Below are 22,563 nucleotides of genomic sequence, written 5' to 3' on the forward strand. Positions count from 1 at the left end.
TCCGTTCCTCTCAGAATGTCTGGTTGTAGGCTCCGACCTCTGGATTGCGGCGCAGGACGGCGTCGATTGCCTCAAACATCTGTCGGCGTCTCTCGGACGAGACGGGGCTTTCGACCACGACGACGATTTCAGGTTTGTTCGACGAAGCTCTGACCAGACCCCAGGTGCCGTCTTCGGCCACGACACGCACTCCATTGACCGTAACCAGAGCTGCCAGCGGCTGACCTGCAAACTCGGTTCCGTCCCCCTTCATCTTCTTAAAATCGCCGACAACCTTGTCGACGACATAGTATTTGACGTCGTCTGGACAGTGAGGCGACATTGTCGGTGTGCCAAACGTTATGGGCAGAGCGCGGTAGAGTTCGGCCAGCGTTTGTTCGGGATTCCTGTCGAGCATCTCGCAGACGGCGATCGCGGTGACGAGGCCGTCATCGTAGCCACGGCCGATCGGCGGGTTAAAGAAGAAATGTCCCGACTTCTCGAAGCCGGCTATCGCGTTGAGCTCGGCAACTCGTCGCTTGATGTAGGAATGCCCCGTTTTCCAATAGTCCGTGCGTGCGCCGTTTTGCGCGAGAACGGGATCCGTCATGAAAAGTCCGGTTGATTTCACGTCCACGACAAATGTGGATCGTGGGTGCCGGCTGGAGATTTCTCGCGCCAGCATGACGCCGACCTTGTCCGCGAAGATCTCGGTACCCTCATTGTCGACCACGCCGCAGCGGTCGCCGTCGCCGTCGAAGCCAAGCCCTAGGTCAGCACCGGTCTCCAGAACCTTGTCCCGAATGGCGTGTAGCATCTGCATGTCTTCAGGATTCGGATTGTAGTTCGGAAACGTGTGGTCGAGTTCTACGTCCAGGGGGATCACGCCACAGCCGATGCTTTCCAGCACCTGCGGCGCAAAAGCGCCGGCTGTTCCGTTGCCGCAAGCAACGACCACGCGCAGCTTTCGGCGAACGCTCTTCCCGGCAATCAAGTCTTCGATGTATTGTTCACCAAGCGCGGACACGAATTCATAGCTGCCGCCACCTACAAGGTCGAAGTCGCCGTTCAAGACGAGCGCCTTGAGCGCTGTCATTTCGTCAGGCCCGAAAGTGAGAGGCCTTTGGGCACCCATCTTCACTCCGGTCCAGCCGTTCTCATTGTGAGAGGCCGTTACCATGGCAACAGAAGGAGCGTTGAGTGCGAACTGGGCGAAATAGGCGGTGGGGGAAAGCGCCAGGCCGATGTCCTTGACACGTGCGCCTGCTGCCATCAGCCCCGAAACCAGCGCCATTTTTATGGCCATGGAATAGCTTCGAAAGTCGTGGCCGGTAATGATCTCCGGGCCTATGCCCATTCGACGGATCAGAGTGCCGAGACCCATGCCCAGCGCTTGCGCACCCATCAAGTTGAGCTCGGGCTCTTTCTCCGACTTCCCATCGCCGAGCCACCAGCGCGCATCATACTCCCGGAAGCCAGTGGCTTTGATGAGAGCGTTGTTCTCGAACGCGAACGTGTTCGGTTTGGCTTGGCCGACTATCTTTAACCTCACGGCTACCACTCCGAATTTCTGACAATATTCGTAGCATGCCTGAGAGCCTCCGCCTCTTCATGAATTCGGGTAGCCCTACGCCCCGGTTCTCACCTCCTCATCCAATAGGCGATACCGGTCGATGACCGAAAGGATGTCTCGCCCGGGGATCGCAATTCAGTATCGTGCAAAAGGGTCCGCACGGACGCCGATCTCAATTGTGGCTGCGTGATGCCGCTGACATCATTCGCGTTTCCATTTCGGAAGAACGTCGATCACAGGCGTTTCAGGAGCTTGGCACGTGCATTTGATGGCATTCAGCCTCAGATCGAAAAGGAATCTGAGCAACTTCGCCGGGCCCGGAAGCGTATGACCGACTGTGCTGCGTTTTCCCTCGAGGCGATAGAAAACGGGGAGAAGAGCGAATGCATGGCGGCGACGCTCGAGAGTCTGGAGCAGGCCCTTGCCGCCAACCGGGAACGACAGTTGGTGCTGGAACAACAGATGTCATTTCTGACCAGAACAAGGGCCGATTTGCCAAGCGTTCTTCGCTTCGACACGGAGTAGGTCTACGCCAATTGGTGACGTTTACCTTCCTCTGCACCGGCGTAGACTTTCTTGCAGGAAGCTTGGGATCGCGAGGGCTGGGCCCACATGAGAACATCGGTCGTGCGCCATGAAGCTCCCGTATCAGGGCGGCGGGCACGAAGGATTCCCCTTCATCCCCGTCGGAGGCGCTGAATGAACCGCTTTTTCGCCAGCCAATGGCCTTTGACAACCAATCAGCAGGCCAATGCCGGGCAGGAGTTCATCGGCCTCTCTGACATAACCGGATTTCTGAGACATTATGCCGGAACAATCTCAGCCTGCCTCGCGGCAGCGCTCCTAGTGGCATGGTTTTACAATTCGACCACCGATCCGGTTTTTACCGCCAGCGCGCAGATACTAATAGAGCCGAAATTGCCGCAACATTTGCAGGAAGGTGGGGAAGTAAACCTATCGTTGGATACAGCGCAAGTAGAAAGCCAGATTGCGGTAATGCAATCTGAAAAGATCGCGTCGATGGTCATCGATCAGTTGAAATTGATTGAAGACTCGAATTTCAACCGTCCTCAGGCCCCGATATTGCAGGAGAGGTTCAGGAAAATAAAAGACATAATGGTTCAGGCCTTGGGCGTTCAGAAAAGCCCTTGGCTGAACACATTATGGGGGCATTTGGGCCTAGGCGCTCCAGAGTCGTCCGCGAAGCTGACCGACTACCAGAGGTCTCGTCTCAGCATGCTGATTTTCCGCAATGGCCTCGATGTTCGAAGGGTTGGTGTGTCCTACGCCATAGACATTTCCTTTACCTCCGCCGATCCCGAGGGCGCCGCCAAGATTGCGAATGCAACCGCCGACGCCTTCGTGCACGAACAGATCGATACCAAGGCCGATGCAGCGAAGGAAGGTGGGGCGTGGCTGGAAAAACGCCTTCAGCAACTGCGCACCCAGATGAACGAGGCGACGGCGAGATCACAAGAATTCCGCTCTCGACACGATTACAGCGTGGGCAGCGGTGACAGCGGCGGTGACAGTGTAAATCCTGAGCCCACCCTTGAAGAACTCGAGGTGACCGCAGACACCTATCGGAAAATGTATGAGAGCTTCCTGCAGGCCTATACCAATTCGGTAAGCCAGCAATCTTACCCGGTTGCCGATGCACGAGTGATCACGGCCGCGACGGCCCCGCTTTCTCCGAGTGCTCCGAAGCCGAAATTGGTGCTGGCTTTCGCCGCCGTCGCAGGGCTCATTCTTGGAATCGGCGTTTCTTTCGCAAGACATTCGTTCGATTGGACGATCCGGTCGCCACGTCATATTCGCGAGAATCTAGGCATTGAATGCGTCGGAGAATTGCCGCCTACGAGCAAGCGGAGGGAATTCGGAAACGTCGACGAGGTGACCAGACGTCCGTGGTCGCGATACAGCCAGAGCCTGAGGAAAGCGCGAACCGAAATCAGCCTTGCGGAAACGACTCATCCGGTGAGGTTCCTTGGACTAACCGCGGTTTCGAACAACAGCCAGAAGAGTTCCGTGGTGAGCAATCTCGCTACGCTCTACTCAATGTCCGGTCTAAAGACGTTGGTGATCGATGCCGATGTTCGGAGATCGACGATCACTACACGGCTGCTTGGTCGCTCTGACATCCTGGGCAAAGATTGTCAGGATCCTGTCCGATACAACATCATCCGCGCTTTGGGGCGGCGGTTCGACGTGCTTTCAAGCTCCGTGGTGGATGCAAAAAACCTGCTCGTGCCAGGGAACATGCAGGCTTTCCTCTCCGACCTTAGGGTAGACAATCCGGCGGCCTGTGAACTTGGTGCTTACGACGTAGTCATCGTTGACCTGCCAACACTTGAATCTGGGCCAGATGACCTCATCGTTGGATCCGTCCTCGACGGCGTCGTGGTCGTTGCAGAGTGGGGAAAAACGCACGTCGACACGCTGCGAGAGCTCGTCAGAGCGCTGCAAGCCTCCAGGACACAGGTACTTGGCGTGCTTCTCACGAAAGCGCGGGCGATGACGTCCAAGCACCGTAGAGTAGTGGCAAGGCACGGCTCCTTTGGAGGTCGACAAAGCGTATGACGCGGTCATACCTGAGGGCTAGGGGGGTAGCTTCGGGAGTATCACGCTACTTCCTTTGCATTTCTTGCCGGCAGGTGCCGTCCTTGGAAGAGTGTCCAAGCGGACCAACCAAGAAATAGCGACCGTGTCATGACAAACGCTTTCGAAAAGCAGTCGCATCAGGGAGTACCGGTCTGGGGTCGGCCAACCGTGCCGGCGGTTGTCGACAGCGGAGCTGTGATCCTGCATGTTGTCTCCGCGCCAGACTTTGCGGGTGCTAGAACGGTGATGAACGGTCTGTCGGATGTTCTCGAAGCGGGAACGACAGACCCTCCCGTTGGAGGTCTGCTGAAACGGATCATGGATCTCATCATAGCGGCCACGGCGCTCGTTTTGGCCGCGCCCATCATGATTGTAGTTGGTTTGTTGATCAGGATTACGGCTGGAGGTCCGGCAATATTCTCGCACGACCGCGTCGGTTTCGGCGGAAAGCCGTTCAAGTGCTACAAGTTCCGCTCGATGGTCGCCAACTCAGAGGAAGTTCTGAAAGCATATCTCCATGCCAATCCTCGTGCCCGCAAAGAGTGGGAGGAGTCCCGCAAGATCAGGAATGACCCCCGCGTTACGTTCTTCGGGCGACTGCTGCGTAAGTCCAGCCTCGATGAGCTTCCCCAGCTCATCAACATTCTGCGCGGCGATATGAGCTGCGTGGGCCCGAGGCCGATCGTCCAGGACGAACTCAAGCGCTACGGAGACCACCAAGCAGAGTATCTCGGAACGAGGCCGGGACTCACGGGGCTTTGGCAGGTGAGTGGAAGAAGCAGTATGGACTACGACAACCGCGTCGCACTGGACAGCCAGTATGTGCGGAACTGGTCGATCTGGCTCGACGTGGTCATCTTGCTCAGGACCATTGTCGCGGTCATGCGGGTCGACCGGGCTTCCTGAAACGCCGACTGGTCAGCCTTCGTTTCGATTCCGGTAGGCCGATAGAGACAGGCCCACGAGATAGGCGCATGCCAGGACAAAGACGAGGATAAAGAATTCGCCCACGCTCACATGGCCTGGCAATTCCAGACGATTCCAGGCAAATCTCCCAACGGAAAGCAGGGCAGTCGCCGCTAGCAGCGCGGGTGCCTTGAACCGCAATCCAAGTAGAACCCCTGCCACCGATACGGCCAATATGCTCGTGAGCACCGATATCTCCAGTGGCACCCGCAGAACCAATTGGCTTACCGCGGCAGGGAGTTCCTTAGGGGTCAAGAACCCAGCGTGCGCCCACTGATATGCGGCCCAGGAATGCAAGGCAAGTGCCAGCGGCAGTGCATGGCGAGGTTGTCCAAAATATTGAATTGGCTCGTGACGTGCCATTTCCTGATGATTGCCAGCGGCATCAAAATGCGGTGATCGCTGCAGATACCGGCGGCGACTCCACTGCTCCTCGATCTAAAGCGAATACGGCGCCTCCCGGCTGGCGCCAATGCCGATCCGGTCAGTTGGTGCTGCGGACAGCGGTTGTTTCCGCCTGAATGCCTGCATCCGCCGCGGGCAAGCCATCCAAGCCCGACTGCGGCAGCGGGATTTCAACCTTCACGGTGTCGCCCGGCTCGACAAGGGTTGTCTCCTGGGCGGCAAGCTCTTCCGTGCCACCTTCCTTCGGCCGCACGATCGTTAAGATCGGCTTGGCCAGTCCGGCGCGTTGCCGGAGGGCCAGCAGGGCCGGAGCTGTAACCTGGGTTTCGTGCAGCAGCTGGAGGGCGGTGTCGGATTTGTTGCTAACCTCGTTCAGTTGCAGCTGTGTCTCGCGCAAGCTCTCGGCGACTTCGCTGGAATGCTGGTTGCTGAGGTTGAGGATTTCGATGTCGGTCTTGCTCATCTCCTGCCTGACACGCAACATCGAGGTTTCGGCCGCCAATCTGTCGCTCTGCATCTGGGCCACCGTTCCTTCCAGAGCGAGTTCCCGCGGAGCAACCGCGAGGCCTTTCTGCACAAGATTCGAGACACCCGCCAGTTCCTTTTGAATGAGCTCGATCTGCTTGTCATGAAAGGTCAGCTGTTGCTCGAGCGAGGCAAGCTCCTGTTGCAGGAACTCCTTGAGTTCGCGCAATGAACGAAGTTGGGTTGACAGCGCATCCTTGCGGATAGCGAAAATCTTGCGCTCCTGGTCCATCGCGAGCGCAACGGTCTCGTTCGAAGCCCTGTCCTTCAGTTCGGAGGGGAAAGCGATCTCGTCACTGCCGGCCACCTCCGACTGCAACCGCGCCTTGCGCGCGAGCAGGCTGACATTGTTCAGAGCCAGCAGCCCAACATCGCCTTGGCCCGAGATAACCTCTCGTTCAAGGCGAGACATATCATCTTGGCGTATCGGCAACCCTCCGGCGATTCCGAGCGCCTGCAGCACAGTCAGTCCCGGACGGTAAGGAAATTCGCCGGGCTGCTTGACGTTGCCGACGATATAGAATGGCCTGTACTGGGCGATCTCCACCGACACGTCCGGCTGGCGGCCGAGACCCATGCGCTGCATCAGCCGATCGCCTATGCCGCGAGCGAGGTCCCCCGGGGCGGTGCCCTCGGCGCGGATCTGCCCGACAAATGGCAGGAAAAGCGTGCCGTCGGCACCGACGACGAAACTGTCGTTGAGAGCTGTCCACTCGAAGATCACATCACGAGATGCACGCCATTCGTAGACTTTAAGCCTGACCTTGTCCTGCGGCCCAAGCAAGTACTCTGCCGCCGATGCCGGCAAGGCGTTGGCAGCAATTGTCGTCAATGAAATCCCTGCCACTGTCGAAAGCCATTTCCGCATTGTCTTTCCTGCCGTTAGATCTTCAGGATATATTCGGGTTCAATCCGACCCATGGCGATGTGCAGGATCGCAAGCGCGTTGCCGCTGAGGCGGCCCCTTCGGTCGACATACGGTTCGGGCCAGAGGCTCTTTGCGAGATTGGCTGCTATATTCCTGAACATTAGGGGAAGCGCAAAAGAGGCCGGAACCGTCCCCTTCCTTACCAGGTAGATCGCATTGACGACCTGGGAGTAACCGAACCGTTTTCCGCTGACGCGTCCCGCCTTGATCCCGAGATGAACGCCCGTGATTGACGTCACGCATACGACGCGACCTCTGGATCTCATTTGACAGGTGAAGTCGATGTCTTCCTGCCAGCCATAGAGGACGAGACGCTCGTCGAAACGCAAATCGCCAACCAGCGAAGAGCGGAACGACATGTTGCATCCGTATGCGCCGATATGATCGACCACTGACGGTCGAAACGGCTTTTGGCCTTCTGCATCCCTTAGCGCGGCGTTCGCATCGTCCCAGGTAAGACCGGCATTGGTGGCCCCGTCCCTGACGACCCTGCCCATCACGACCGCCCATCGGTCATTTTCCATAAAAGCCTGTTCGACCTTCTCCAGATATCGGGCGGACGGAACGAAATCGTCATCGAAGAAAGTTATGATGTCGAAGCGCTCTAGAGAGGGCGCAAGAGCGCTGTTGCGTTGTGCCGCGAGCCCTTTGGGCCCGAATACAGTCGATACTGGAAAGGGACAGCTTTGCGGAAGTTCCACATGCGTGACGTCGGGCGCCGACAATATGACCTCGTCAGGAACTCTTGTCTGGTCACCCAAATGCCTCAGCAGGCGGGCAACCTGCTCGCTGCGGCCGAGGGTCGGGATGATCACTGCAAGTCTCATTTCTGATCCAGGTGTCGCTTCCTCTGACCCTATGCCGACGCGAGCGCTCAAACAGCCTGCATAAAAGTGGGCCCGCCGAACTCGGTCTACACCCGGCCTCCTGCTTTTTAAGTATTTCCGCAAGCGCCTCACAACCATAAGCGGTAGGCAGACGTTCGCCCGAACCGCCCCGTGACCGATCGGACAACTTGCGGCAGTCGTTGGACGAAACGGAAACTGGGTCCCTCAAGGAGGAAGGGGAGAACCATGCTCCACGAACGCTCTTCCGACCTGGCCATCGCTGCTAAGGTCGAAATGCCCATAGAGGAGTTTCCGGTTGCCCCGGCGAGCGATGTCGACAGATATGCCAGGATAGCGGTCGTTCATGACTGGTGCCCGAACTTCCGGGGCGGCGAGCGGGTTCTGGCGCAAATCTGCAAGCAGTTTCCTAATGCTGAAGTGTTCACACTTTTCGATTTCCTCCCGCTCGAGGTGAAGGAGCAGTACTTCCGCGATGTGGAATTCCATACCTCCGCAGCCAACCGCATACCGATGGTACATAAATTCTACCGGTCCCTCTTTTTCTTTTGTCCCTTCCTGATCGAGCAGTTCGACGTGACCGGCTATGATGCGGTAATCTCGTCTTCGGCCGCCTTTTCGCGGGGCGTGATCACAAGACCTGATCAACCGCATCTCTGCTATGTGCACAGTCCAGTCCGCTATGCTTGGGACGAGCAGTTCTCCTATCTTCAGCAGGGCAAGCTCGGCTTCGGCCCGAAGGGAATGCTCTACCGTTACATGCTGCACCGTCTAAGGACGTGGGATACGAGAACCGCTCATGGTCCAGATTTGATGCTGGCGAATTCGAACTATGTCCGTTCCCGAATCAAGCACATCTATGGCCGTGACGCGCGGGTTGTTTTCCCGCCAGTTTCGTTAGGGGAACTGTCCTGTGTCGAGGATAAGGACGATTACTATGTCTCGGCCTCCTTTCTCGCTCCCTACAAGCGCACCGACCTGGTGATAAAGGCGTTCAACGAAATGCCGTCGCGACGACTGGTCATAGTCGGCGAAGGACAGCAATCCGCCAGCCTGCGATCGCTGGCAGGTCCGAACGTCACATTTTCGGGGTTCCTTCCTCGCAAGGAATACGTGGCCACGCTTGCGCGGGCAAAGGCGATGGTCTTTGCGGGTTGCGAGGACTTCGGTATAGCGCTGGCCGAGGCGCAAGCCTGCGGGACACCGCTGATCGCGTTCGGTCGCGGCGGCGCGGTCGATATCGCGCAACGCCTGGGGGCAGCCTCCGAACCGACGGGGGTGCTGTTCAGGGCACAGACCGTCGAGCACCTCAAAGAGGCGGTCAAACGGTTCGAAGAAAACAGCCACGTCATCACGTCACAAGCCTGCGCCAGGAATGCGCAACGTTTCTCGGAAGAGAATTTTGACAGGGCCATGCTGGAATCGATAGGAGCCGTCCAGGCACTTCACCGGGTCATGTGAGTTCGCGTATCCTGACGACGTTGGTTTCTGTATCGATGCCGTCAGCGACGGCCATCGCCTGCAGGTAGCGCAAGGCGCTTGCTTTCCAGCTATAAGCCGAGGCTCTGGTTTTTCCCTTCCGTGTCAACTGCAACCGCAGGGCCTCGGAATTGCGCAGCGCGATGAACCGGTCGAACCATGCATCGCGGTTGTCGGCGGCAGCATAAAGAGCTGCGTTGCCGCAAACCTCCGGCAGGCTGGCGCGTTCGGAAACCACAACCGGACAGCCAAGTGCCATCGCCTCGACAACCGGGAGACCAAAGCCTTCCGTCAGCGACGGGAAGGCCAGGCAAAGCGAGTCCATCAGCAACGCAGCCAGCTCGCTGTCGCAAATGCGTCCAAGCCAATGGATGTTCCGAGCCTCGGCCCTGACCGATCGCGATTTGAAAACATGCGAGTCCGACATGCCGACCACCGCGATCTTCAGTCCAGCTTTGCCAAGACGGTCTGCCATGCCGAGAATGAGATCCATGTTCTTGTGAGGCGCGGCGCTGCCGATCATAACAATAGTATCCCGCGAGGCCGCCATCCGAGTTGGTGCCGAGTGTTCGGGCTTCCACAGCAAGACATGTTCATGGCCGTTCACAGCAACGAAGGCCTTTCGCCCCGGGACGATGCCTCGGCGGACCAGTTCGCCCAGCGAGAAATTGGAGACGGTGGAAATACTGCATGCCGTCTTGCCGAGGCATGGTAACAGGGCTTTGTAAGCCGTCCTGAAGGCAAGTGAATAGCTCTGCGGGGCGTTCCAGACGTTCGCATCATGAATGCAGACGATGTGTTTGCGGTATAGAAGCGGTCCGGTGTTGCAAAGGCTGAGCAGCCCGCTGCCGTGGAGGGAAGTGGCAAGTTCGGTCTGCTCCCAAAGATGCCCACCCGTGCTGCCGATCTCGTGACGGTCAATGGAATTGAGCGGGATTTCCGAGCTGCCGGGCTGGCAGTGAAGACTGAGTTCCAGCCCGCGGGTGAGGGGCGCTCGTTCCGCTATCAAAGTATCCAGTGAACGGACGATCTCGCGCGCGTAGCGCTGAACACCTGTCGTCGGTTGGGAAAGGAAACGCCCATTGATCGTCCAGCGCCGTGCCATGTGACCCTCTTGCGGTATGCAGTTTGAAGCCGCGGTCGCGTGAGGTCACTACGGCCGTTGGGTCATCCGGTCGCGCCGAGGATCATCCAGCCAGGCGAGGGCAGGCGCTGGAACTACCTCAAACGTTTGAGGGCCGTTGCGCTTACGACAGTGTTAGTCTCGCTGCGGTGCGGTTAAGCGGGGAAGGTGATGGGCAAATCTGAGTTCGACGCGATGCCGGCGGCCCGGTCCAGGCAGTTGAATGGACGCAGCGTTGCCGCAGTGACGGTACAATCGTTTGCCGAAGGCTCACTACCTGGTCGACCCGATCGGACATTGTCGGATTTCGAGCCGCCAAGACGTCGCTGGACGATAAACGGGGACTTCACCACGCTTCGGCGCAATGGAATAGCGCGTTACGCTTTTGAGGTGACGTCAGCCCTCGACGCCCTCATTTCAGAAGGGCATCCCCTCGGTCGGGACCTGGAAATCGATCTCGTTGTGCCCCGCCCGCTTGCCGAGCCTCTTCATCTGAAATGTATCTCTGTCCGCGTCGTTCCCGAGTTCAACAGGCCCCGACTTCCGCAATTTTGGGTGCAGGCGCAGTTGCCCTGGCATGTGCCTGGAGGACTGCTGAGCTTTTGCAACCTCGCACCAGTCGTACTGAGACGTCACATTGCATGTATCCACGACATGCACACAAGGCTGATGCCGTCGAGTTATGCGCGCGGGTTCCGTTGGGCGCACCGCCTGATCCTGCCGCTGCTTGGCAGGCGGGCTGCACGGATCACCACCGTTTCGCAACTCTCACGCGGTCATCTGGTCGAGTTCGGCATCGCACGGGAGGAAAACATTGTTGTTACCTACAACGGTAGTGATCATGCGAGGAAGTGGGACGCCACACGATCGTCCCTGGTCGTCAATCGGGGGAGGCCGTATGTCGTTTGCCTCGGCCGGGGGGACCAGGAATACAAGAACATGGGGCTCCTTGCTAAGCTTGCTCCGTTTCTGGATGCGATGGGTCTCGACCTCTGGATGCCAGGCGATGTCGACGAGACCACGATCTTGCGGCATGTCCAGGACATGCCCGCGAACATCGTCCTTCTTGGGCGCATAAGCGATCACGACTTCAAAAAGGCGCTGGAAGGCGCCCTTTGCTTCCTGTTTCCGTCACGGATCGAAGGTTTTGGGCTGCCCGCCGTCGAGGCGATGGCGTCGGGTTGCCCAGTCGTAGCCTCGACTTCCCCCTGCCTGCCTGAAATCTGCGGAGATTCGGCACTCTATGCGGATCCGGACGACATTTGGTCATGGGTTGAAAACGTTCGCCAACTGGCCGTTGACGCGGATTTGCGCAAACGAATGGTCGGCAAGGGACTTACCCGGGCGAGCAGCTATTCCTGGCGCTGGATCGCATGGAAATATCTCGAACTAATGATCCAGGTCGATGCGGACTTCGGGGAATTGTGCGGGTAACCAACCGCGAGTCGCAGGTACCCAGTCGGCACGTACAAAGTACATCAGTTCGATTCCTCCCTGGCAGTCACCCACCAGTCATCCGGGTGCTAAATTATCGCAGCGGTCATCAAATAGTCATGCCGCCTGATGGCTAGGTTACGGCCTCCAAAAGACGTAAGGCGAAGCTTGCCATACCCGTATAGGCAAATTGCTTCCGCCTCTCGCAGTTTCGACTATCCCAATATTGAAAGTCGTGCAGGGAGGCATGATTGGCCATGTCGTTTCGTCTCGCAGCCGCCGCGGCATTTTTGCTGACAACAGCGGCGCCCGCATCCGCAGATTTGCTCTGGGGTGTGAACGGCCATCCTGTAGTTTCCTACCCGGGTATTCCGATCGGGAAACAACTCGAATTCATCAAGGACCTCGGACTCAAATCATATCGGGTCAACGTCACCGCCGAAGACGAAGCGGATACTCTTGCTGAAGTCGTAAAGGCTGGGAAGGCAAGAGGGATTGAAATCCTCCCCGTGATCACACCCGGGCTAGACTTGGATAAGAGTAAACCGGAAGAACTCTATAGTGATGCCCGGAAACTGGCACTCACCCTTGGCACCAGGTTCAAGAACGATATCCGTGTTTGGGAGCTCGGCAACGAGATGGAGATCTATGCCATCATAAAGCCGTGCGAGAAACGTGATGACGGATCGCAATATCCATGCGGGTGGGGGCCTGCGGGCGGAACCGGAGTGCTCGACTACTACGGTCCGCGCTGGATGAAGGTGAGCGCGGTCCTCAAAGGCCTGTCCGATGGCATGACGGCAGTCGACCCGAGCATCAGAAAGGCGATGGGGACAGCTGGATGGGGCCATACTGGCGCCTTCGCGCGGATGAAGCAGGATGGGATCGCCTGGGATATCTCGGTCTGGCACATGTACGGGGAGGATCCGGAATGGGCTTTCCGCGAGATTTCTTCCTACGGCAAGCCGATCTGGGTCACCGAATTTAACAATCCTTACGGAAGTCAGCGCAGCGAGCGGCAGCAGGCTGATGGCGTCAGGCAAACAATGACGCGGCTCCGCGAACTTCAGGACAAATACAAAGTCGAAGCAGCGCACATCTACGAGCTGCTGGATGAGGCCTATTGGGCTCCGAGTTTCGAAGCCAATATGGGGTTGGTTAGACTTACCGCAAGCAACAACGGCAAATGGATAACGGGTGAACCGAAACCTGCCTACAAGGCGGTTCGTGACATAACCCGGGGGCCGCAGCCGGTGCCCAGGCCGAATCGGGAGTGCGATCCCGACGCCAAGTTTGCCGATGGATTCAGCTATGTCCGTCAGGCAAGTTTTGCCTATTGCCTCGTCCTTGGCCATGACGGCGATACCGCTGGCTTGGGTCGTTGGTCGACAGCGCTCGAGAACGGAGACGCCAGGCTGATCGATGTGGTCATGGAAATGATCCGCTCCGAAGAATTCGAGGCCAAGTATGCCACAATCGGCCTGACGGACCGTGCCTATATCGCGTTCCTTTACATGCTGTTGTTGGATCGGCCTGCGGACAGTTACGGGATGGAGACCTATGCCCGCCAGTTGCGTGGAGGGTCAATGACGCGCGACACCATCGCCTTGGGTATCGTCAGTTCGAGCGAGTTCAAATCCCGGCATGGAGCCATGCGCGACGCCTCGGGTGAGCCGGCGCCCGGCTGAGCAAGGCATAGCGCCGGTTGTGTCAGGTAGCATTGTCACAGGTCTAACTTGGGAAGCCCGTGACCGTCGCCAGCAGGTCGTGTCCGAAAGGCCTAGCCTGGACCTCCACGAAAGGGGTAGCCGACGATTACGCCTCGCCCAAGAGGGCATTGAGACCGTCTATTGGCGTTCTCGCCCAGCCCTTTCCGCCCAAGTAGCGTTGGGGCAATTCAATCCGCTTTGAGAGGTGCACGATGAAAGTCATGGTAACCGGCCATCAAGGCTATATCGGTTCGGTGATGGTGCCGATGCTGCTTCGCGCTGGCCATTCGGTGACCGGCTACGACAGCGATCTCTACCGGCGCTGCACCTTTGTCGCGGGAGGGCAGCGGGCGTCCGTTCCGTCGATCCAAAAGGACGTGAGGGACGTGCAGCCGCGCGACCTCGAGGGCTTCGACGCCGTCATCCATCTGGCTGCTCTGTCGAATGATCCACTTTCCAATCTCGATCCGGACATCACTTACGAAATCAACCACAAGGGCAGCGTTCGTTTCGCCAAGGCGGCCAAGGAGGCCGGCGTGTCACGCTTTCTCTTCGCCTCGTCATGCAGCAACTACGGACAGGCGGGCGATGACATGGTGGATGAGACGGGAGAACTCAACCCGGTCACACCATATGGCTGGTCAAAGGTACTTTCGGAACGGGATATTTCCGAACTGGCTGACAACACCTTCTCACCGGTCTATTTCCGGCCTGCCACGGCCTACGGCCTGTCACCCCGGCTTCGCTTTGACATCGTGTTGAACAATCTCGTCGCCTGGGCGGTGACCAAAGGCGTGATCCTGCTCAAGTCCGATGGGACGCCATGGCGGCCGATCGTTCATATCGAGGATATTTCCCGGGCGTTTATCGCCGGCCTCGGAGCCCCGCGGGATGCAGTCCACAACGAGGCCTTCAACGTCGGGCAGACGGATCACAATTATAAGATCCGCGACATAGCCGAGATCGTCGCCGACGTGGTGCCTGGCTGCCGCCTGGAGTTCGCGTCGGATGCCGGGCCTGACAAACGTTCCTATCGCGTAAGCTTCGAGAAAATCGCGCGCGTCCTTCCGAGCTTCAAGCCGGAATGGGACGCCCGCAAAGGCGCCGAACAGCTCCACCGGGCGTATCAGCAATCGAATGTTACACTGGAGGAGTTCGAAGGTCCGCGCTTCCAGCGTATCGGCCACATCAAGTATCTGTTGGCGAACGGGCTTCTGGACCAGCGTATGCGCGTTGCGGAAGCCGCAAGGACACTGGAGTTTACGGCCGGCTAGTGCAATGGAACATGTGGATGCTGCCGGGACAGACTCAACGCCCCTGGACGCCAGCATCGGCCAGGAAGTCTATGACCTGGCCGAACGTCTTTTTCCGATTTGCAGAAGCATCACGGGGGATGGTGTTCGACAGACTTTAGATGTCCTGTCCGGGCACGTTAATTTGCAACGACACGAGGTCCCGACCGGCACACAGGTATTCGACTGGACTGTTCCGAAGGAGTGGAACATCCAGTCAGCCAGGATCACTGCCGCCGACGGGCGGACGGTCGTGGACTTCGCCGACTCCAACCTGCACGTTGTCAACTACAGCGTACCCTTCAAAGGTATCCTGCCGCTCAGCGAGTTGAGGCCGCATATCCATACCTTGCCGGACCAGCCGAAAGCGATTCCCTACCGCACCAGCTACTACGCCCCGGCATGGGGATTCTGCATGGCGCACGATCGTCTGATGGAGATGCCCGACGGCCTTTACCAGGTGGAGATCGACGCTGAGCTCAAGGACGGCAGCTTGACCTACGGCGAATACCTGCACCGCGGAAAGACGGAGCGGGAGTTTCTTCTTTCGGCCCACATATGCCATCCGTCACTTGCCAACGATAACTGTTCGGGCCTCGCTCTGCTCGCGACGCTCGCGAAGGCCCTCATGACCAGGACGACAAAATACAGCTACCGCTTCCTTTTTGCCCCGGGCACGATCGGTGCGCTGACATGGCTGTCTCGCAACGAGGATCGCGTACACCTTATCGACCATGGTCTGGTGCTGTCATGCGTGGGCGACGCCGGATGCCCGGCATACAAGCGCAGTCGCCGAGGCGATGCCTTTATCGACCGGGCCATGGCAAATGTGCTCGGCCACGAGGACGGTGCGAAATTGATCGATTTCTCCCCCTACGGCTATGATGAGAGACAATATTGCTCGCCGGGCTTCAACCTTCCCGTCGGCATGTTCCAGCGGAGCGTTCACGGAACTTTCCCTGAGTACCATACGTCCGCAGACAACCTTGATTTCATAAAACCGGATTGCTTGGAGAGTTCGTTTCGTATCCTCAATGACGTGATCGACGTCGTCGAGGAGGACTGGACGCCGTTGAATCTTTGCCCCAAGGGCGAACCACAGCTCGGCCGGCGCGGCCTTTACGCCGCCCTGGGAGGGTACAAGTCGTTCGGCATAACCTCGATGTCCCTGCTCTGGGTGCTCAACCTCGCCGACGGGCAGCACTCGCTCTTGTCGATGGCCGAGCGCTCAGGCCTGCCTTTCAAGGAGTTGGCAGCCGCCGCGAGATTGCTGTCGGAGCATGGGCTCTTGGCCGGGAGCCTATAAGACCTCGCCGGCGGTGCGCTTGATCAGCGGCCACGTCATGTCCCTTTCCGACATCGCTGTCGGCATCAAGGGCCAGTTTACTGAAAAAGCTGGATCGTTGTAGCGAACGCCCGTCGATGCATGCGGCGTGTAGAACTGCGATATCAGATACGAGACCTCGGTATCATCGGTAAGCGTCTGGAGCCCATGCGCGAATCCGGCGGGAATATACACCTGCCTCATGTTTGCGGGCGTCAGCTCGAAGCCCAACCACTGGTGACGAGTCGGCGAGTTCGCGCGCATGTCCACCACGACATCGAAAATTGCGCCGCGGACACAGGAGACGAGTTTTACCTCGGCATAGGGGTCTTCCTGAAAATGTAACCCCCGCAGCGTTCCTCTTTTGACCGAATGCGCCCGACTGTGTTGGACAAAGCGGGTCGCCAATCCGCAATCGGCCATCTCCTTTTCGCAAAACAGGCGAGTAAACGATCCACGGTCGTCGACTACGGGTGTCGGCTCGATCAACCAGACACCTTTCAATACCGTCTCGGTAAACTGCATGTCGCACCACCCCCTTTTGGTGGGCAAGAACTGACGTGAATTCTTGGCATCCCAAGCAATGGCTGAAAGAGCTACCTAAGCCTTAGGTGGCCTCGTCGATAGCGGTATACCGGATACGCGATCCTACCCGTTCGGCTTGCGTGATGGCGCCATTGCATCACCCGCTTGCCCTTTAAGGATTAAGGCAGCCGACACATTGGCAAATCGAACTCGAAAGCGCACCGCCTTAGCCTTTCGGTACATTCTCGGTGAGGCGCGGCGGGGCAGCAGGTTCATAGTCAGACCCACCGCGTCTCCGTTTTTTCCGGACAGGCGGACAAGGAGCAGGTAATGAACATTCAGGCCGTCGAAGTCGTCCGCGATCACAACGCCGTGCGCCGAAATGTCGGCTGCAGGTTTTGCGCATCGCGCTTGCGGCACACGCTGGTCGATCTCGGCATGTCGCCGCCCTGCGAGAGCTTCCTGCGGGCTGACCAGCTGGACCAGATGGAACCGTACTATCCCTTGAACGTCCTGGTTTGCGACACCTGCTATCTGGCGCAGCTCAAGGAGTACATGAGCCCTGAGACCATCTTCAGCGAATATGCATATTTTTCGTCATTCTCAACAAGCTGGGTGGCCCATGCGAAAGCCTATTGCGAGGCGATCACAAAACGCCTTGGCCTTGGCTCCGACAGCCTGGCGGTAGAGCTCGCCAGCAACGACGGCTATCTGCTCCAGCATTTCCTGCCGATCGGCGTCCCTGTTCTTGGTGTCGAGCCGGCCGCCAATGTTGCACGCGCCGCGCTTGAAAAGGGTGTGCCAACCAGGGTTGATTTCTTCGGGGCTCGCTTGGCCCGCCAGATGGTGGCCGAAGGCCTGCGCGCCGACCTCATCATCGGCAACAACGTTCTGGCCCAGGTACCGGACCTCAATGACTTTGTCGCCGGAATGAAGATCCTTCTCAAGCCGGAAGGTGTTGTCACCCTCGAGTTCCCGCACATTGAGCGATTGATGGCCGAAAACCAATTCGACACCATCTATCATGAGCATTTTTCATACTTCTCATTGCTGACCATCGATCTGATGGCTACCCGACACGGACTGCGACTGATCGACGTCGAGGAACTGCCTACACATGGCGGCTCGCTTCGGGTCTATCTCGCCAACCAGGACAGCGCTTGGACCGTCGATGACCGCGTTGGCCAAATCCTCGATCGCGAAAAGCGGCATGGGCTGACCGAAATGGCGACCTACGGATCTTTCGGCGAAAAGGCACAGCGCGCGAAACGGGACCTCCTGGCCTTCCTCATCTCGGCCAAGAACGAAGGCAAGAAGATTTGCGGTTACGGCGCGCCTGGCAAAGGCAACACACTACTCAACTACTGCGCAATCGGCCCCGATTTCCTTGACTTCACGGTCGACAGGAATCCCTACAAGCACGGTCGCTTCACGCCAGGCATGCACATCCCGATCAAACCCATCGAGGCGATCGATCATGCAAAGCCGGACTACATCTTGATCCTTCCATGGAACTTGAAGGATGAGATCATCAAGCAAATGCATCACGTTGCCGGCTGGGGCGCGAAATTCGTAGTGCCAATTCCTTTCGTGACAGTTATCGATCCATCGGAGTTGCCGAGATGAAAGTCGTGCTCTTCTGTGGTGGCCGCGGCACGCGCATACGTGACTATTCCGACAGCATACCGAAACCGATGATACCACTTGGCCATCAGCCGATCCTGCGCCACGTGATGCAGTGGTACAGCGAATACGGACATGACGAATTCGTCCTTTGTCTCGGCTACAAGGCCAACGTCATCAAGGATTTCTTCCTGAACACCAGACCGCAGACCTTTTCTGATTGCGTGGTCACGCATGGCGGCCAGGACGTCAAGCTGCTTGGCGGCACTCCAAAGGACTGGAGCATCACTCTGCTCGACACTGGCATCTGGCGCAACATTGGAGAGCGCCTCTGGGCCGCCAAGGAACATGTCCACAATGAGAACATGTTCCTGGCCAACTACTCTGACGGCCTGACCAATGTCGACCTCGACGATATGATCGCGAAATTCGAGGCAAGCGGCAAAATCGGCTGCTTCCTCGCCGTGCGGGCACCGTTGACATATCATCTGGCCGATATTGCCGAGGATGGCCGTGTGCGCGAGTTCCGCACGACTGAGACGTCTGAGATATGGATCAATGGTGGGTACTTCGTGTTCCGGCCGGAGATCTTCGACTACATGCGCGACGGTGAGGAACTCGTGCTGGAGCCGTTTAAGCGATTGATCGACGACAACATGCTGATGGCTTACAAGCACGAAGGGTTCTGGCGCTCGATGGATACTTTGCGCGATTGGCAATCGCTCGAAGACATGGTCGAAAAAGGCGATATGCCCTGGAATCGCAAGATCGCTTCCGAGAGGATCAAACGCAGCACGGTGATGGCTGCATCATGAAGGGGCTTGGCCTCGCGCGGAGAGGGGAGGAGCTCTCAATCCTTTGCCTGGGAGCCCATTCGGACGACATCGAGATAGGCGCCGGCGGCACGATACTCACCCTGATCGCTACAGGCGTGAAATTACACGTCCATTGGTGCGTGCTGAGTGGAGGCCGTCAGCGATCGGACGAAGCCAGGGCATCGGCCGAGGCTTTTCTTGATGGATCGAGCTCGTACAAGGTCGACGTAGCGGATTTTGAAGACAGCTACTTCCCAGCTCACAGCCGTTCGATAAAACATTGGTTGATCGATGTGAGGTCAAGGATCGATCCAGACGTCGTGCTCACGCATGCCAGGTTCGATGCCCACCAGGACCATCGGGAAATCAATCAACTGACCTGGAATGTCTTTCGCGACCATCTCGTGCTCGAATACGAGATCCCGAAGTGGGATGGCGACCTTGGCCAGCCGAATGCATACGTTCCCCTTGCGGCAGACGTGCTTGAACGCAAAATAGAGCTTCTCCATCAGCACTTCGGGACCCAGCGCTCGAAGGACTGGTTCGACCGCGACACCTTTGTTGGGCTTGCCAGATTGCGCGGAATGGAATGCCGCGCTCCCGAGCATTTCGCCGAGGCATTCACGGTCAGAAAAGCCAAAATTCTTTAGCCGTCACGGCTCCTATCAGTGAGGTGGGTAGCGGCCCAGGCCAGCTGCCGCGAAGGCGAGGCTGTACATTACGGCGTAACGGGGTCCGGTCGAAACGGAATCAGGCGCGTTTGAAGCCCTTTGTTTATGCTGCGTGTCGTTCGCCCAAATCGTGGCGCACTCGTGGCACTCGTTAGCTCGCCGCTGCAGAAATCCGCACGTCGTTCCCTTCGTTAAATCGACGGAAGACCACCTGGGACGGGCGCCCGACCAAAAACCGGTCTGTCCCCGATTCCAGGGCTTGCGCATACACCGCCAATGCGCCGTCAACCGCCTCGACGGTCTTCATGATCGCCGCGTTGTCGTGAGTATAGCTGACGACCAGTGACGGCATCAGTACCCCACGTTTGATCATCTCCTGAAGGAACAGCGAGCGATATGCCTGCGATGGCTTGCCCTGGGGGTCGAGCGTGGCAAATGCCAGGCAGCAGGGGCGGCCGACGACCTTGAAGTGACCATCCACGCCATGGCGTCTGGCAACCTCCGTGATCCCGTCTTTAAGCTTTGAGCCTTGAAGATGCAGATGCTCTATGACGGGCTCGGTCTGGTAAGTTCGCATTGTCGCGATGGCGGCCGCAAGCGCATGGGTCTCCGCACCGTGCGTGGTTGACAATAGGAATACCCTCGGCCGGTCCGTATGCTCCAAACCACCAAGCCGCATGTATTCGCGCTTGCCTGCCAGAGCAGAAACCGAAAAGCCATTGCCAAGCGCTTTGCCGAACGTGGTCAAGTCGGGTTCGATGCCATAGAGTTTCTGAGCTCCGGCTGCGTGCCACCGGAATCCAGTAATCATCTCGTCGAGAATAAGCAGCGCGCCATTCTCCCGGCAAAGGCGCTGGACTTTATGCAGGAACCCGTCTGCGGGATCATCTCCGCGGGATGGCTCGAGGATCAAGGCTGCCAATTTCCCCGGGTATCTATCGAACAGATCCTTTACACTGGTGATATCATTGTAGCGGAAGGTGACGGTGAGGTTTCGAACCGCTTCCGGAATGCCTGCATTCATCGGTGTTGTTCCGATGAACCAATCATCGGTCGAAAAGAATGGATGGTCGGCGCAGCAGGCGACCAGGTCTCGCTCCGTATAGGCGCGAGCAAGGCGCACGGCGCCAGAGGTCGCATCCGAGCCATCCTTGCAGAACTTTACCATCTGCGTCCCGGTCAGCTCCAGAAACGTCTCGGCGCAGTCGACTTCGATCCTTGCCGGCCGCGTGAAATTGGAGCCGCCGCACAGCGCTGTCTCAACTGCTCTCAGAACGGTCGGGAAGGCATGTCCCAACCCCACAGAACGGTTGCCCATGCCATATTCGATGTATTCATTGCCGTCGACGTCCCAGACGTGGCACCCAAGACCTCGCTCGATGAACCCTGGCGCGAGAATGGGATACTGGTCGTCGCCCTTCGCATAGGTATGGCAGCCGCCCGGGATCAGTTGGCGCGCGCGATCCTGCAAACGAACCGATTTGCGAAAACGAAGGCCCTGCTCAGACATCTATGACACTCCAGCCACGCGGAAAGCCTACATGTCTGGGTCAGAATTTCGCGATCACCAAAAGGCTGCCCATTTAGCACTTATGGTGGATGCCGGAGGGGCATGCCGGCTTTTTATGAATGGACAAGAACTCATTTCCAGCGGCGACGGAACAGCCAATTGCAGGCGAGGGCCAACAAAAACGGCCCGCCCGGGATGAATTCCGGGCGGGCCGTTCGATAACCGTTATCATACTTCCGCGGAAGCGGCTTCCCCGAAAAGATCATTAACCTTGTAAGCAACCTCAGTTCTGTTGGTCGCCTTCAGTTTCTTCATGATGTTTCGGATGTGGACCTTAACAGTGCTTTCGCGCAAGTTCAGTTCGTAGGCTATGATCTTATTCGCCTTGCCACGCCGAAGCGCCTGAGCCACTTCAGCTTGCCGGTGCGTGAACATAGTCGTCAACGGACGCGTATCGCGGCTGCCTGAATCGATCAGATGTCGCATAGACAGCACGCTGCTGGCCGGAACGAAGATGCCGCCGGCCGCTGCAAGGTTGACCGCTTCGACGCAAACATCAATACCAACCGAGGTCGGAATGTATCCGCGCGCACCGCATTCAAGAGCGGTCAGTATCTGCGCCAGGTCTTCCGTATCCGCAAGAAGTATCACTGGTATTGAATTGAACTCTGACGAGATAAGTCGGACTTCCTCCGCTATGCTGTGATCCGTGACTTTCCGTCCGCCAAGATTGAATAGAATTGCTGATAAGGGCGGGTATGCAGCCTTCTTCATCCGCCATTCTTCGATCGTGCCCATGGCAGCGACGGCCATGCCAAGATCATGGTCTTCAAGAGCCGATGCGAGACATTCTCGATCCAGAGCCCTTCCGTCCAGAATGAGGAGGCATTCTCTGTCTGCTTGTTCGTTGCCTCGCCCCGTGCTGCTCGACGGACCTTCCGGTTGACTTGTCGAAACGAAATTATGCAGTCCGATTGTGGAAACCATACTAATACCCCAACCCTTTCCCGCGTAAGACCGCTCACGGCGGCCGACATAACCCCCTCAAATTCGAAGATTTTGTTGAAAGTTTTCTGCCCACTCATCCCCAAAACCCGGGCAGGATTACTCCCGCTCCGAGCACTTCATCATTTTCTCCCCAACGCCACCAATGATTGAGTATGCTTTACAAGCTCGCGCTAATCCAAGTTAACTTTTTGGTATTTTTTTTATAGAGCGTTAAACAAGGTTTCGCTG

General features: G+C 57.7%; 19 protein-coding genes. 11 read left to right on the forward strand and 8 right to left on the reverse strand.

From position 1 onward, the window contains the following. Window positions 1-10 precede the first annotated feature (10 nt). A complete protein-coding gene (locus tag FJ423_RS10245; protein WP_140841337.1) occupies window positions 11-1,531 on the reverse strand; it encodes a phosphomannomutase/phosphoglucomutase in 1,521 nt (506 codons plus the stop codon). A 210-nt stretch (window positions 1,532-1,741) separates the two neighbouring features. Between FJ423_RS10245 and FJ423_RS10250 the strand changes: the two genes are divergently transcribed. The 3 genes from FJ423_RS10250 to FJ423_RS10260 all read left to right on the forward strand — a co-directional run bounded on the left by FJ423_RS10250 (window position 1,742) and on the right by FJ423_RS10260 (window position 5,059). After that, window positions 1,742-2,077: a hypothetical protein gene (locus FJ423_RS10250; RefSeq protein ID WP_140841339.1), complete on the forward strand. Its 336-nt coding sequence runs from the start codon at window positions 1,742-1,744 to the stop codon at window positions 2,075-2,077. 174 nt (window positions 2,078-2,251) lie between these two features. Beyond that, entirely contained in the window at window positions 2,252-4,132 is a 1,881-nt protein-coding gene (locus tag FJ423_RS10255) for a GNVR domain-containing protein (RefSeq protein ID WP_140841341.1), read from the forward strand. A 129-nt stretch (window positions 4,133-4,261) separates the two neighbouring features. Next, window positions 4,262-5,059, forward strand: a complete 798-nt coding sequence (locus tag FJ423_RS10260; protein ID WP_348642887.1) for a sugar transferase — start codon at window positions 4,262-4,264, stop codon at window positions 5,057-5,059. 12 nt (window positions 5,060-5,071) lie between these two features. Here FJ423_RS10260 and FJ423_RS10265 read toward each other — a convergent pair whose 3' ends face one another. The 3 genes from FJ423_RS10265 to FJ423_RS10275 form a co-directional block, all read right to left on the reverse strand. Continuing rightward, window positions 5,072-5,482 (reverse strand): hypothetical protein, encoded by a 411-nt coding sequence (locus FJ423_RS10265; protein WP_140841343.1) that lies wholly within the window; start codon window positions 5,480-5,482, stop codon window positions 5,072-5,074. Window positions 5,483-5,603: 121 nt separating this feature from the next. Further along, window positions 5,604-6,917 carry a polysaccharide biosynthesis/export family protein gene (locus tag FJ423_RS10270; protein ID WP_140841345.1) on the reverse strand — a complete coding sequence of 438 codons (1,314 nt, stop codon included), beginning with the start codon at window positions 6,915-6,917 and terminating at the stop codon, window positions 5,604-5,606. A gap of 14 nt (window positions 6,918-6,931) precedes the next feature. Beyond that, the gene (locus FJ423_RS10275) at window positions 6,932-7,804 is read right to left on the reverse strand and encodes a glycosyltransferase (RefSeq protein WP_140841347.1); all 873 of its coding nucleotides are present in this window, start codon (window positions 7,802-7,804) and stop codon (window positions 6,932-6,934) included. Window positions 7,805-8,098: 294 nt separating this feature from the next. Between FJ423_RS10275 and FJ423_RS10280 the strand changes: the two genes are divergently transcribed. Further along, window positions 8,099-9,283: a glycosyltransferase gene (locus tag FJ423_RS10280; protein WP_246680136.1), complete on the forward strand. Its 1,185-nt coding sequence runs from the start codon at window positions 8,099-8,101 to the stop codon at window positions 9,281-9,283. Here the strand turns inward: FJ423_RS10280 and FJ423_RS10285 are convergent. Continuing rightward, window positions 9,276-10,406, reverse strand: coding sequence for a glycosyltransferase family 1 protein (locus FJ423_RS10285; protein ID WP_140841351.1), 1,131 nt, complete (start codon window positions 10,404-10,406; stop codon window positions 9,276-9,278). The genes FJ423_RS10280 and FJ423_RS10285 overlap by 8 nt on opposite strands. A gap of 189 nt (window positions 10,407-10,595) precedes the next feature. Here FJ423_RS10285 and FJ423_RS10290 point away from each other — a divergent pair, with 189 nt between their 5' ends. From FJ423_RS10290 to FJ423_RS10305, 4 genes are all read left to right on the forward strand, one after another. After that, window positions 10,596-11,858, forward strand: coding sequence for a glycosyltransferase family 1 protein (locus FJ423_RS10290; protein WP_246680124.1), 1,263 nt, complete (start codon window positions 10,596-10,598; stop codon window positions 11,856-11,858). 257 nt (window positions 11,859-12,115) lie between these two features. Further along, window positions 12,116-13,546 (forward strand): DUF4214 domain-containing protein, encoded by a 1,431-nt coding sequence (locus tag FJ423_RS10295; protein WP_140841488.1) that lies wholly within the window; start codon window positions 12,116-12,118, stop codon window positions 13,544-13,546. Between the two features lie 233 nt (window positions 13,547-13,779). Continuing rightward, window positions 13,780-14,841 carry an SDR family oxidoreductase gene (locus FJ423_RS10300; protein WP_140841353.1) on the forward strand — a complete coding sequence of 354 codons (1,062 nt, stop codon included), beginning with the start codon at window positions 13,780-13,782 and terminating at the stop codon, window positions 14,839-14,841. A gap of 4 nt (window positions 14,842-14,845) precedes the next feature. After that, window positions 14,846-16,165, forward strand: a complete 1,320-nt coding sequence (locus FJ423_RS10305; RefSeq protein ID WP_140841355.1) for a DUF4910 domain-containing protein — start codon at window positions 14,846-14,848, stop codon at window positions 16,163-16,165. Here FJ423_RS10305 and rfbC read toward each other — a convergent pair. After that, window positions 16,160-16,708 carry a dTDP-4-dehydrorhamnose 3,5-epimerase gene (gene rfbC, locus FJ423_RS10310; protein ID WP_140841357.1) on the reverse strand — a complete coding sequence of 183 codons (549 nt, stop codon included), beginning with the start codon at window positions 16,706-16,708 and terminating at the stop codon, window positions 16,160-16,162. The two genes, FJ423_RS10305 and rfbC, sit on opposite strands and share 6 nt — an antisense overlap. 330 nt (window positions 16,709-17,038) lie before the next feature. Between rfbC and FJ423_RS10315 the strand changes: the two genes are divergently transcribed. The 3 genes from FJ423_RS10315 to FJ423_RS10325 are packed head-to-tail and all read left to right on the forward strand — an operon-like array spanning window position 17,039 to window position 19,796. Further along, window positions 17,039-18,334, forward strand: a complete 1,296-nt coding sequence (locus FJ423_RS10315) for a class I SAM-dependent methyltransferase (RefSeq protein WP_140841359.1) — start codon at window positions 17,039-17,041, stop codon at window positions 18,332-18,334. After that, entirely contained in the window at window positions 18,331-19,146 is an 816-nt protein-coding gene (locus FJ423_RS10320) for a sugar phosphate nucleotidyltransferase (protein WP_140841361.1), read from the forward strand. The genes FJ423_RS10315 and FJ423_RS10320 overlap by 4 nt, the downstream gene beginning before the upstream one ends. Next, window positions 19,143-19,796 (forward strand): PIG-L deacetylase family protein, encoded by a 654-nt coding sequence (locus FJ423_RS10325; protein ID WP_140841363.1) that lies wholly within the window; start codon window positions 19,143-19,145, stop codon window positions 19,794-19,796. Before FJ423_RS10320 ends, FJ423_RS10325 begins: the two co-directional genes overlap by 4 nt. A 172-nt stretch (window positions 19,797-19,968) precedes the next feature. On the opposite strand, the gene FJ423_RS10330 is transcribed toward FJ423_RS10325, so the two are convergent. After that, window positions 19,969-21,327 carry a glutamate-1-semialdehyde 2,1-aminomutase gene (locus tag FJ423_RS10330; protein WP_140841365.1) on the reverse strand — a complete coding sequence of 453 codons (1,359 nt, stop codon included), beginning with the start codon at window positions 21,325-21,327 and terminating at the stop codon, window positions 19,969-19,971. Between the two features lie 228 nt (window positions 21,328-21,555). Then, window positions 21,556-22,314, reverse strand: coding sequence for a response regulator transcription factor (locus FJ423_RS10335; protein WP_140841367.1), 759 nt, complete (start codon window positions 22,312-22,314; stop codon window positions 21,556-21,558). Window positions 22,315-22,563: the final 249 nt, after the last annotated feature.

The organism is Mesorhizobium sp. B2-8-9 (genome assembly GCF_006439475.1).
Classification (GTDB): Bacteria; Pseudomonadota; Alphaproteobacteria; order Rhizobiales; family Rhizobiaceae; genus Mesorhizobium.